General features: G+C 69.1%; 10 protein-coding genes. 4 read left to right on the top strand and 6 right to left on the bottom strand.

Annotation, left to right across the window (positions count from 1 at the left end):
- Positions 1–18: 18 nt before the first annotated feature.
- Positions 19–1,353: an alpha/beta hydrolase gene (locus ACOI2T_RS15270; RefSeq protein ID WP_409501925.1), complete on the top strand. Its 1,335-nt coding sequence runs from the start codon at positions 19–21 to the stop codon at positions 1,351–1,353.
- 7 nt (positions 1,354–1,360) lie between these two features.
- Here ACOI2T_RS15270 and ACOI2T_RS15265 read toward each other — a convergent pair whose 3' ends face one another.
- Positions 1,361–2,446 carry a hypothetical protein gene (locus ACOI2T_RS15265; RefSeq protein ID WP_409501924.1) on the bottom strand — a complete coding sequence of 362 codons (1,086 nt, stop codon included), beginning with the start codon at positions 2,444–2,446 and terminating at the stop codon, positions 1,361–1,363.
- Positions 2,447–2,451: 5 nt separating this feature from the next.
- A complete protein-coding gene (locus ACOI2T_RS15260; RefSeq protein WP_409501828.1) occupies positions 2,452–3,786 on the bottom strand; it encodes a hypothetical protein in 1,335 nt (444 codons plus the stop codon).
- A 76-nt stretch (positions 3,787–3,862) separates the two neighbouring features.
- On the opposite strand from ACOI2T_RS15260, the gene ACOI2T_RS15255 reads away from it, so the two are divergent.
- Positions 3,863–4,303, top strand: coding sequence for a hypothetical protein (locus ACOI2T_RS15255; RefSeq protein ID WP_374214047.1), 441 nt, complete (start codon positions 3,863–3,865; stop codon positions 4,301–4,303).
- Between the two features lie 3 nt (positions 4,304–4,306).
- Here the strand turns inward: ACOI2T_RS15255 and ACOI2T_RS15250 are convergent, their stop codons facing one another.
- Genes ACOI2T_RS15250 through ACOI2T_RS15240 form a run of 3 tightly spaced genes read right to left on the bottom strand, consistent with a single transcriptional unit; the run spans position 4,307 to position 7,788 of the window.
- Positions 4,307–5,521, bottom strand: coding sequence for a CHAT domain-containing protein (locus ACOI2T_RS15250; protein ID WP_409501827.1), 1,215 nt, complete (start codon positions 5,519–5,521; stop codon positions 4,307–4,309).
- The gene (locus ACOI2T_RS15245) at positions 5,503–7,233 is read right to left on the bottom strand and encodes a hypothetical protein (protein WP_409501826.1); all 1,731 of its coding nucleotides are present in this window, start codon (positions 7,231–7,233) and stop codon (positions 5,503–5,505) included. The genes ACOI2T_RS15250 and ACOI2T_RS15245 overlap by 19 nt, the downstream gene beginning before the upstream one ends.
- Before the next feature lie 57 nt (positions 7,234–7,290).
- Entirely contained in the window at positions 7,291–7,788 is a 498-nt protein-coding gene (locus ACOI2T_RS15240) for a lipoprotein LpqH (RefSeq protein WP_067852740.1), read from the bottom strand.
- Positions 7,789–7,909: 121 nt separating this feature from the next.
- Between ACOI2T_RS15240 and ACOI2T_RS15235 the strand changes: the two genes are divergently transcribed.
- Both ACOI2T_RS15235 and ACOI2T_RS15230 read left to right on the top strand, forming a co-directional pair.
- Entirely contained in the window at positions 7,910–8,236 is a 327-nt protein-coding gene (locus ACOI2T_RS15235; protein WP_409501825.1) for a hypothetical protein, read from the top strand.
- A gap of 3 nt (positions 8,237–8,239) precedes the next feature.
- Positions 8,240–9,400 carry a winged helix DNA-binding domain-containing protein gene (locus ACOI2T_RS15230; RefSeq protein WP_409501824.1) on the top strand — a complete coding sequence of 387 codons (1,161 nt, stop codon included), beginning with the start codon at positions 8,240–8,242 and terminating at the stop codon, positions 9,398–9,400.
- On the opposite strand, the gene uvrA is transcribed toward ACOI2T_RS15230, so the two are convergent.
- Positions 9,390–12,284: an excinuclease ABC subunit UvrA gene (gene uvrA, locus ACOI2T_RS15225; protein ID WP_067852746.1), complete on the bottom strand. Its 2,895-nt coding sequence runs from the start codon at positions 12,282–12,284 to the stop codon at positions 9,390–9,392. The genes ACOI2T_RS15230 and uvrA overlap by 11 nt on opposite strands.
- Positions 12,285–12,346: the final 62 nt, after the last annotated feature.

Below are 12,346 nucleotides of genomic sequence, written 5' to 3'. Positions count from 1 at the left end.
AACCACCATCTGTCGCTGATGCACGGCTGGGTCCCGACGACTGTGCAGGCCGTCACCGTCGCGGTTCTGATCGCCGCGATCGGCTGGCGCGCGTGGCGCTGGCAACGCGTCTGGCTTCCGGTGGCCGCCCTCGTCGGCGGTGTTCTCGCGGCAGGCACCTACTGGTACATCCAGAGCGAAGGACTGGCCGGTAACCCGGCGCCGCGGTCGCTGTGGGTGTGGGTCGCGGTGAGCGGGGCGGCCGTCGTGGTTCTGGTCGCGGGTTGGCGCGGTAGCCGGTGGTGGCGGCGCGGCGCCTCGGCACTGGCGATCCCGCTCAGCGTGTTGTGTGCGGCGCTGGCCCTGAACCTGTGGGTGGGCTATTTCCCGTGGGTTCAGACCGCGTGGAACCAGTTGACGGCGGGGCCACTGCCCGACGAGACCGATCTGGTCACCGTCGCCGCCATGCAGCAGGAGGGCTCGATCCCGGTCAAAGGCACCGTCGTCCCTGTCGAAATCCCCAATACGGCATCGGGTTTCCGGCATCGGGGCGAGTACGTCTATCTACCGCCGGCGTGGTTCGGGACCAATCCCCCGCCCAAGCTCCCGACGGTCATGATGATCGGTGGCGAGTTCAATACGCCTGCGGACTGGATGCGGGCGGGCAACGTCATCAAGACGATGGACGAATTCGCCGGCGCCCACCACGGTTACGCGCCGGTGCTCGTGTTCGTCGACCCGGGCGGCGCGTTCAACAACGACACCGAATGCGTCAACGGCATCCGGGGCAATGCCGCCGATCACCTCACCAAGGATGTCGTGCCGTACATGAATGCCCACTACGGGGTGAGCCCGGCCGCGGCCAATTGGGGCATCGTCGGCTGGTCGATGGGCGGCACGTGTGCGGTCGATCTGGCGGTCATGCACCCCGATCTCTTCAGCGCGTTCGTCGACATCGCGGGTGACCTCGGACCGAATTCGGGTACCAAGGCCCAGACCATCGAGCGCCTGTTCGGTGGCAACGCCGCCGCCTGGGACGCGTTCGATCCGACCACGGTCATCAACCGGCACGGCCAGTACCAGGGCGTGGCGGGCTGGTTCGACGTCAACGACTCACAGGCGACCGTCAAACCCGCGGGCCGGTCCAACGACCAGGCCCGTGCCGCAGACTCGCTGTGCGCGTTGGGTTCTGCACACGGCATCGCGTGCGCGGTGGTGAGTCAACCCGGCAGCCACGACTGGCCGTTCGCCACCCGCGCGTTCTCGGCGGCCCTGCCCTGGCTGGCGGGTGCCATCGGGACGCCGCAGGTGCCCGCCATCGGACTGCCCGCTCAACCCGCCTCGCCTGCGTACGTGCAGACGGCCGCCAAGTAGCAGCGCCTCAGTAATCGGATTCGGCGGCCAGGATCTCGGCCAGGTAGGCATCGTCTCGCGGTGCGGCGAGGCGAGCTCGGGCGAACGCCCGCACCCGGTCCCGGGTCTCGGCGGATTCGGTGGCGGCCGCACCGATCCGGACGTCGGCTGACGACCAGTCCACGTTCCAGGCCTGGGTTTCGGTCAGCGCTTGACCATCAGAGCCGAACACCGGCAGCACCGCACGCCCGGCGTCGTCGAGCACCCCGGCGCCACGATGGTCGCCGCAGCGTACCTGCGCGCCGATACCCCCGGCCTGATTCGGACCCGACACCGCGACCTGCACAACGACATTCACCGTTCCGGTCGTGGCGACGACCGACCATTCGACCGTGCCATCAGCCGCGTCGAAGACACCCGGCGGCACCGCCGACCAGTTGACGGTCGCGACGCCGCCGGCGATCGCGTCCCGCGACGACGATCCGCCGGCCCCGGCCGCCAGGGCGTAGTCGTCCCGGCGCCGCACGTCGGCCATGTCGGCGACCCAGGTCACGCCGATCTCGGCGGCCAGCTCGCGGCAGTCGTCCACCATCGCGATCACCCGCGGGTCGCCTTGTGCGGCAAGGGCGTTCAGTGCCGGGATATGCGGCTGTAGCAGGCTGGCCACCTCGGCATCGAGGGTGTCGTCGGTGAAGTAGTCCTCGGCTGCCACGGTCAGCAGCGCAATCTCGGCGTCCAACACGGCCGGGTCGAGTGCCGCGATGCCGTCGCGAGCACTGGCCGGCCACCAACGCCGCAACCAGTGCCCGATGGCCAGTCTGCGGGCCGCGGCCACCGAGCCGGTCTGTACCGCGACGCCGGTCAGGTCGAATGGCTCTCCCGAGTCGCGGTACCGCAGGGCATCGACGACGGCGACGTGGCCGGCTTCCCCGAGCACGCGCCAAAGCCAGTCGGCCCGTAGCGGATCGGTGAACGCGATCACCGGCGGTTCGGCCGGATCGGCGTCCACCGTCCAGGACAGCACGGCCCCGCTGACCTCGAGGACGGCAAGAAGCGGTGGCGGGTCGGGCAGCGATCCGGTGCACCACAAGCCGGAGTCGATCCGCAGTGTCATCGAAGTCATCCGGCCACCTGCACTTCCAGCATCGCCTTGATGCGCTGCCGGTGGTCGAGACTCACCGATCTCGCCACGCCCTCCAGCACCGACCGCATGTCATCGACGTCCTCGCAGGATTCCTGCCAGACGTCGCGACCGTGCAACCGCGCCCACAGCCGGCTCAGGTACGGCCGGGCGAACGCGCCGAGATCGTCGACCACCTGCTGCTGGCGCGGGTGGATGGGACCGCAGTCGGCCAGATAGCGACGGGCGTGCAAGACGTAGGCCTCCTTGGCCAGTCGCGCCTGGATCCGCCCGGACAGTTCATATCGGGCCGATGTGTGCGGCGCCAACGGCCGCAAATCGACCGCGACCTCGATACCGGTGAGCAGGCCCGCCTGCTTGTCCTCGGCCAGCAGGCCCCACGGGACGCAAGCCCGGTCGACCTCCTCGGCGCACAGCAGCGGAACGTCGGGCAACTCGTCGCGGTCGAGCGCGCGCCGCAGTGTTGCCCGCACCCGATCGACCACGCTGCGGTCCAGCGGCCGGTCCCCCTCGGTCTCCCCGTCGATCACCGGAGGCTGTTGCGGCGCAATCGAACACAGCCCGATGTCGACGAGCGACCACGGCAGCCCGGTGACCGAACGGCGTGCCTTCGCGCCGAGGTTGTACGGGGTGGCGTCGGCGACCAGGGCCGACCACACGCGCTGGCGCGCCATCGCGGCGCGGTGGCTGTCGGCCGGGCCGAGCACGGTCGCGAGCCCGGCGAAGAACGGGCCGGTGATGGCGGGCGTCGGCTGTACATCGCGCCAGCTGCGATCGAGTTGGCGCCGCAGCTTCGCGAGCACCTGCGGGTCGCGCACGTACCGGTTGAGCACCTCGATCGCGGTTCGGTCGCGGCCGTCGTGGATATCGGCGAGCACCGTGGCCGCGGTGCTCGACGCGTCTGCGGCCGGGGCGCCGTCGGTGACCGCGAGTTCGAAACACACTGGGAAATACAGTTCCTGCGCGTTGCCCGTCGTGATGCGCTGACGCCGTCGCTCCTGCTTGAGCAGGACGAACCATGCGGCGGCGGCACGCAACTGGGCTGTGTGCCCCACGATCGTGGCGTACATCGCGTCGGCCACCTCGGCGTCGAGCACGGCCGCCGAGTATTGCGTGTTGCTGCGCAGCCGCAGCACCAGCGGGTCGATGATCCGCTTGACGGTCCGCCGCAACGGGCCGCCGTCGTCGCCGCTGAGCACCTCGACCCCGGGGCCGATCGCGCGCCAGGCCCGGTCGATCACCGCACGGCGGGGTTGGGCGGTGTTCACCCGGTCCGTCGCGCCGGCGGACGCTGTGTCGGAACCGGTGCTCACCGGCACCAGGATAGAGCGGCCCAACTTGGGTTCGGTAGCTCGCACCCGGCCCGATGCTCATCGCATGACCGACGCCATGATGATCACCGCCCTGTGCTTGCTGTGCGGTGGGGCCGCCAGTGCCGTGCTCGCCGCTGCCCGCCGTACCCGCTGCGCTCGCCCCGACGACGAGGCCACCGAGCGACTGGCGACCATCGAGGAGCTCGTGGCCGAGTTCGACCTCATGCTGATCCGCAAAGGCTTGCTGACGAGCACGCAGCTCGCGTTGATACGCAACGGAATCCGGTCCCGCGGGATCGTCACCGGCATGCGTCCCACCGGCGCCATGCGGGAGGATTTTCGTGAGGTCGAGCTCGACCTCATGGTCAGCAGGCCCGGCGGCGGGCAGTTCCCGGCCCACCAGACGGCGTTGATACCGGCGTCGTCGTTGCGGAAGGTGACGCCGGGCAGCGTGATCGACACGTACTTCCGGCCCGGCGACGAGAGCGCCATCGCAGTGTGCGTATCGCCGGGGTGAGTGTCAGCGGGCGCCGTCGACCGCAAAGGTGGCGAGCGCTGCCCAGTACAGCGGGCTCGCGGTGGCGTCTCCGGCTCGCCAACGCCGCAACTGCGCACGTTGCCAGCGGTTCACCGCGACGCCCGCATCGTCCTCGCGATGTGCGAGGTCGACGCCCACGACGATGTCGGCCATCGGATCGGCGGAATCCGTTGGACCCGGTGCGAATTGACGGTAGCCCGCAGTCGTCGGCAGCGACCACAGGGTCGCGGTGACCAGCTGCGCACCGCCCAGGATCATCGCCGCGACCAGGCCGGTGGCCTCGTCGAACCGGTAGTCCCCGCCGGAGGCGCACGCCAGCAGCCCCACACGCGGCGGGACGGGCAGCTGTACGGACATGACGTCGCCCGCGGTGAGCGGATGCTCCTCGGCCAGGTGCAGCGCGGCACGGTCGGCGTGGCCGGCGTCATGCTCGGCGGCGCTGGCATGCCCGACGTAGAGCAGCCGCGCCGGGGCACGCGCACAGGCCTCGGCAAGCCAGCGCCGGTCGGTGTCGGTGCGGCGGAACAGTTCCACGGCATCCGCGACCGCAGGCAATGCCTGTTCACCGGTGAAACCGCTGAAGTGACGAGCCAGCGGCGTCTGCGGCGACGGCCGCCCCAGCACCGAACCCAACGCGGAATCCGGCCGCTGCCCGGGGATGCGCGGGTCGAGGACCAGGACCGCCGGGCCGTTGCGACGCTCGGCCCAGCGCGCCGGGCGCCGTGGCCCATGCACGATGTTCGGTGGCACCGCCATCAGCACGTCCACCAGTTCCATCAACCGGAATCCGTCCGCGCCCGGAACGGCCAACTGTCCCCACGGCACCCGGCCGAGCCGCGGGCTCGGTGTCACGAACAGCACGGCCCGCGGCGATGCGACGCAGTCGGCCAGCAGCTGCCAGCCGGCCACCCCGATCAGCTGGGCCCCGAGCGTACGGGCCAGATCCCATTCGGCCCCCGGGTCGGCGAAGGCCCCGGTCGCCACGGCCCGTTGAATGGCCTGTGCGGGCGTCTCGGAGCCGCAGGGGTCGGGCAGCGCGTTGTCCAGCGCGTCGCAGGCCGCGGTCAGATACGGTTCCTCGACCACCCAGGTGACCGACCGCTGCGGGTCCCCCACCACCCGCAGGGTCGCGTATGTGGCGATGCCGACGTCGGCGAACCGCAGCACCAGGGTCTGTGTCACGGCCACGTCGTCCATTCGGTCTCTTGTGCCGTGACCTCGCGGCCGTAGCGCTGCATCGCGAGTTCGCGGTACCGGTTCAGGATCGGCGCGCTGTGCGGGTCCATCCGCAACGGCGGCAACGGTCCGAGTCGTGTGAGCACACTGCCGCCGACCGGCGCGGCGGCCGCGGCGATCGCGAGTTCGGGTGCCATCTCCGCTTCGACAGGAACCGCGGCGGTGGCGGTGGCGGTCCAGTCCCCGGCCTGCCGAGGTGCCGGCTCCGGGGTGAAAGTGCCGCGCGCGCTGTGATACTCGACCAGTTCACAGATCAGCTGGGTGTTGTCGGACTCCCAGGCGACTGCGAACGCACCGGCCAGCATCGGCGCGGATACGCTGCTCGCCCAACGCATGCGGGCCCCGGCATCGCCGATCGTGTAGCGCACCGAATCGACTGCGAGCGCCGCCGGCACTTTCAGATCGGCGGCCCGCTCGAGCTTGACCATGGCGCTGCGATACTCGGGACTGCCGGGCTCGCAGCTGAAGACGCCGGTCCCGGCGGCATGCCTGGCCTCGACCTGATGCCAGTCCTGCCCAGGCTCGCCGAGCCCGTCGAGTCCCATCTCCGCGAGCGCCTCGGCCCGCCAGATGTTGCCGAGGTGCGAATCGAGCCGGGCGTATTGCAGCCAACTGTGCCGGGGTGACATGTCGAGCCATCCCCTGGCCTGGCCCACCAGGTCTCTGGCTTCGGCGAAGGCACCGCGAAAGATCGCGATCCAACTGCGCTGCAACAGTATTCGATGGATATGCAGGGGTTTGCCGAGTTCGCGCCAGTGCCGCTCGGCGTGCTCCCAGCACTGGTCGGCCTCCTGCAGTGCGCCGATACCCAAACGGATCAGCCCGAAGTACAGCCAGCTTCGCGATACGTCGTGCGCCCTGGCGTGATCGGCGATCACCGGGTACGCCTCGGTGACGAGCCGTTGGGTTTCGGCGTACTCACCCGTCGACCAGCACGCCGCGGCCCGTTCGAGCTTGCAACGCGCGGCGGCGAGCTGCCAGCCGCGGGCTTCTGCTCTCGCACCGGCGCGGCGCAGCCACGGCTCGGCCTCGTCGAGCCGGCCGGACTCCACGCAGAACCGCGCGTATCCCAGCGCCCCGGTGACGAACAGGTGATCGGTCTCGGCCGTGCCGTCGCCCGGCCGGTCGATGTCGTCGAGCACGGCGTCCCACAGCGGGACCGAGCGTGCGTACAGGTCGTCGTCGCACAACCCCGCCGCCACCGATGTGCGGCCGTGGCAGACCAGCCGTCGGTACTCGACGTCGAGATCCTCGAAACCTTCATCGGCATCGATCAGAGCGGCCAAATGCGTTGCCGCGCTGTCATGATCTCCCTGGGCGGCGGCGAGTCCGGCGTCCAGGAAATCGGCCCGCCGCGCGTACCGGCAGATCATGTGATCGACCTCGGCATCGGTCATCGTCACCTGATCCGCGGCTTCGGGCATGCGCCCGGCCCGGATCGCGGTGTAGATCGCCAGACAGTCGCGGATACGCCGGATGCTCTCGGCCACACCGTCATAGGCGCTGCGCACGAGGTAGATCTCACCCAGCTGGGCGAACACCTCCAGCGCGTAATCGTCGCGGTCGGCCTGTTCGATCCTCGGCAGGAGCCCGACCAGCAGATCGCGCGCCGAGCCCTCGTCGCCGGCCAGCACAAGGTGACGGGCGCGGTCCAACTCCCCGACGATCGTCACCGTCGCATCATAGGAAGCGGCGGGCACCCACCGGGTGCCCGCCGCCGTCGGGATGGGTCAGCTGCAGGTCACCGTGATGGTGAACGGCTTGTTGATCATCCCGGCCATCGGGTTCTTCATGTCGGCCCCGGAGGCCTCGCCGGTGATCGTGTAGGTGTCGCCGTCGACCTTGACCTCGGCCGAGCCGACCTTGACGCCCATGTTCTCGCTGACGGCCAGCGCACTGCCGTCGTAGACCAGGCCGAGCGACTCGACCTTCGGTGTCGCCTCGTCGGTCATCACGACCCCGAGCCCCTGCTGACCGCCGATCGCGGCGCTCGCGACGTTGATCTTGCCGCCCTGCTTGACGCAGGTCACCGAGTTGACGTCGAGTCCGGCCAGATCCTTGCCGTCCACCTTGACCTGGGTGTTGCCGCCCGTGCTGACCTCCGATGCACCGGCGGCCGCTGCGGGCTTGTCGCCCGAGGCCACCGGCTCGGCCTTGTCGTCCGAGCAGCCCACCAGCACTGCGCCGGTCGCGAGCAGTCCCATGGCGCCTGCGATGACTCGATTCATCTTCGTCGTCCTTCCATTCGTGTTCCGCGTCGCCCCGATGGCTCCGTCGTGCCCTCAGTCAAGGCGGGCCGACCGGCTACCGATCCCAAGAAATGTCGGTCGCCGCGGGTACGGTGAATTCATGACGGAGCAGCCCGAGCAGTCCGCGGAATCTGACGAAACCGTCGTCGAAGGCGAGGTCGTCCCACCCGCGACGGGCTCGATCCCCACGCCGACATCCCATTCGCCCGAGACCGGCTACACCCCGGCCGGTGTGCCGACGTTCGAGTCCGTGCGGGAGAAGATCGAAACCCGTTACGGCACCTCGATCGGGGCGTCGGAGCTGGCTGCCGACACCCCCGAAGGCCGCGCGGTCGAGGAGCAGTACGACGCCAGGCAACGGGCCGCGGCCGAGCGTCTCAAGCAGATCCGGCAGTCGATGCGGGACGACGACAGCGAGAAGTCCTGAGCAGTGCGCACTTTCACTGCCGCCGAGCGGCGGGCGCGGCTGGCTCGGCGCCATTTCCTGACCGCGCCTGCCGATTCCATCACCGGCACCGCCGCCGGCCTGGTCGGGCTGCATTCCACCGATCCGGCGACGCCGTACCTGTCGCTGTGGGCCCGGCTGCCCGGCTTCGCGATCGCCGACCTCGACACCGAACTGTACGAGCGCCGCTCGGTGATCAAGCACCTGGCGATGCGGCGCACCTTGTGGATGGTGCACACCGGCGACCTCGCCGCGATTCAGGCCGGTGCCAGTGATCGGGTCGCCGGCAACGAACTCCGCAAGCTCATCGGTGACGTCGAGAAGGCCGGGGTCGCACCGGACGGCGCACGCTGGGTGAGCGCGGCGTGCGCGGCCGTATTGCGACACCTCCAGCAGCATGGGCCGACCAGCGCGAAAGAGTTGCGCGCGGCGCTCCCCGAGTTGTCGGGCAGCCACGACCCCGCCCCGGGCAAGCGGTGGGGCGGTGAAATTCCGCTGGGTCCAAGGGTTTTGACTGTGCTCGGGGTGCAAGGCGAGATCGTGCGGGGACCCAACGACGGCGCGTGGACCGTTTCACGGCCCCGGTGGACCACCACCGCGGACTGGCTGGGCACGAAACCGGAACCCACGTCGGAGGACGCGGCCCGCACCGAGTTGGTGCGCCGCTGGCTGGCCGCATTCGGTCCGGCCACCGTCACCGACATCAAATGGTGGTTCGGCAACACCCTGACGTGGGCCCGCGCCGCGCTGCGCGACCTCGAGGCGGTCGAGGTCGATCTCGAAGGCATCCCGGGCTATGTGCTGCCCGATGATCTCGAGGTGGAGCCGGATCCCGGCCCCTGGTGCGCTCTACTCCCCGGTTTGGACGTCACGACCATGGGATGGTTCGACCGCGACTGGTACGTCGGCCCACACCGCAGCCAGGTGTTCGACACCAACGGCAACGCCGGCCCGACGGTGTGGTGCAACGGCCGCATCGTCGGCGGCTGGCGACAGGACGAGAACGGGCGCGTCGTGCTGTGCCTGCTGGAGGAGACGGGCAGCGCGATGAACCGCGCGTTGCAGCGCAAGGCCGACGAACTGACGGAATGGCTGGCCGCGGCACGCGTCAACCCACGCTTTCCGTCTCCGGTGTCTAAGCGCTGACCTTGCGCCGCTTGCGCCGCGGCGACGGCACATCGAGCAGTTCGGCCAGAAACTTGCCGGTGTAGCTGTCGGGGTTGGCCGCCACGTCCTCGGGGGTGCCTTGCGCCACCACGGTGCCGCCGCCTGCCCCGCCCTCGGGTCCCATGTCGACGATCCAGTCCGAGGTCTTGATGACGTCGAGGTTGTGCTCGATGACGATCACCGTATTGCCCTTGTCCACAAGGCCGTTGATGACCTTGAGCAGCTTGCGGATGTCTTCGAAGTGCAGGCCGGTCGTGGGCTCGTCGAGGATGTAGATCGTGCGGCCGGTCGACCGCTTCTGCAGCTCGGCGGCAAGCTTGACGCGTTGCGCCTCACCGCCCGACAGCGTCGGCGCCGGCTGCCCCAGCCGCACGTACCCCAGCCCGACGTCCACCAGGGTCTTGAGATAACGGTGGATCGAGCTGATCGGCTCGAAGAACTCCGTGGCGTCCTCGATGGACATGTCGAGCACCTCGGAGATCGTCTTGCCCTTGTAGTGCACCTCGAGCGTCTCGCGGTTGTAGCGCGCGCCGTGGCACACCTCGCACGGGACATACACGTCGGGCAGGAAGTTCATCTCGATCTTGATGGTGCCGTCACCCGAGCAGGCCTCACATCGGCCGCCCTTGACGTTGAACGAGAACCGGCCCGGTTGATAGCCGCGTACCTTGGCCTCGGTCGTGGCCGCGAACAGCGAACGGATCTTGTCGAACACGCCGGTGTAGGTGGCCGGGTTGGACCTGGGGGTACGGCCGATCGGCGACTGGTCGACGCGGACCAGCTTGTCGAGCTGGTCGAGCCCGTTGACCCGGGTGTGCCGGCCGGGCACCAGGCGGGCGCCGTTGAGCTTGTTGGCCAGCACCGATGCCAGGATGTCGTTCACGAGCGTCGACTTGCCCGAGCCCGAGACCCCCGTCACCGACGTGAGCACACCGAGCGGGAATGCGACGTCGATCTCGCGGAGGTTGTTCTCCCGGGCCCCCACCACCGTGACCTGACGGCGCCGGTCGGTCGGCCGCCGGATCGCCGGGACCTCGATGCTCTCCTTACCGGAAAGGTAAGCGCCGGTGAGCGATTCGGGGTTACGCAGCAGTTCGTCGTAGGGGCCGCTGTGCACGATCCGGCCGCCGTGCTCGCCGGCCGCGGGCCCGATGTCGACGACCCAGTCGGCGTGCGCGATGGTGTCGAGGTCGTGTTCGACGACGATCAGCGTGTTGCCGAGGTCGCGCAGCCGCACCAGGGTGTCGATGAGCCTGCGGTTGTCACGCTGATGCAGGCCGATGGACGGCTCGTCGAGCACGTACAGCACGCCGACGAGCCCGGAGCCGATCTGAGTGGCGAGCCGGATGCGTTGTGCCTCACCGCCCGACAGGGTGGCCGCGGCCCGAGACAGTGACAGGTAGTCCAGGCCGACGTCGAGCAGGAACCCGAGCCGGGACTGGATCTCCTTGAGCACCTGACCGGCGATGGCCTGCTCACGATGCCCGAGTGTCAGGGCGTTGAGGAAGTCGGCACAGTCGGCGATGGAGAGTTCGGCCACCTGCGCGATGGACTTGTCGCCGTACTCGCCTGCAGCCAGCGTCACCGCCAGGATCTCGGGCTTGAGCCGGGTGCCGTCGCATTCCGGGCACGGGATGTCGCGCATGAAGCCCTCGTAGCGTTCCTTCATCTGCTCCGAGTCGGTCTGCTCCATGCGCCGCTGCAGGAAGGCCATGACGCCTTCGAAGTCGGCGTAATACGACCTGGTGCGGCCGTACCGGTTCTTGTACCGGACGTGCACCTGATGGTCGGAGCCTTCCAGGATGGCCTTGCGCGCCTTGGCCGTCAGCTTCTTCCACGGGGTGTCGATGTCGAAGCCCATCTGGTCACCCAGGCCCGACAGCATGCGGGTGAAGTACTCGGCACTCTGCCCCACCGCCCACGGCGCGATGGCCCCCTCGGCCAGCGTGAGCTCCGGATCGGGGACCACCAGATCGGGGTCGACCTCTTTGCGGATACCAAGGCCCGTGCACTCGGGGCAGGCGCCGTAGGGCGAGTTGAACGAGAACGAGCGCGGTTCGAGGTCGTCGACTGCGAGATGGTGACCGTTCGGGCACGCCAGCTTCTCGGAGAACCGCTGCTCGCGATGGGGATGGTCGTCCTCACGGTCGACGAACTCGAGCACCACGATGCCGTCGGCGAGGTTCAGCGCCGTCTCCACCGAATCGGTGAGCCGCTGCTTGGCGGTGGCCTTGACCGTCAACCGGTCGATGACCACCTCGATGTCGTGCTTCTCCTGTTTCTTGAGCTTCGGCGGATCCGTCAGCGGGTGCACGACGCCGTCGACCCGGACGCGGCTGTAGCCCTGGGTGTTGAGCTTGTCGAACAGATCGACGAACTCACCCTTACGGGTCCGCACGACCGGCGCCAGCACCTGGAACCGGAGCCCCTCGTCCATCGCCAGCACCTGGTCGACGATCTGCTGCGGGGTCTGCCGGGCGATCCGCTCGCCACAGACCGGGCAGTGCGGGGTGCCCGCGCGGGCGTAGAGCAGGCGCAGGTAGTCGTACACCTCGGTGATGGTGCCGACCGTCGAACGCGGGTTGCGGTTCGTGGACTTCTGGTCGATCGAGACCGCCGGGGACAGCCCTTCGATGAAGTCGACGTCGGGCTTGTCCATCTGGCCGAGGAACTGCCGCGCGTACGCCGAAAGCGACTCGACGTAGCGGCGCTGCCCCTCGGCGAAGATCGTGTCGAAGGCCAGCGACGATTTGCCGGAGCCGGACAAGCCGGTGAACACGATCAAGGAGTCGCGGGGCAGGTCGAGGTCGACTCCGCGCAGGTTGTGTTCCCGCGCACCCTTGATGATCAGGCGTTCAGACACCCGGTTCCTTTCCACGAACAGACTTCACACCCATGCTATGTGCGGGTACCGACAAGCCCGAT

This window comes from Mycolicibacterium wolinskyi str. Jessa 2025 (assembly GCF_049241375.1).
GTDB classification, from domain to species: Bacteria; Actinomycetota; Actinomycetes; order Mycobacteriales; family Mycobacteriaceae; genus Mycobacterium; species Mycobacterium wolinskyi.
This window is presented reverse-complemented; position numbering and strand designations above follow the sequence as displayed.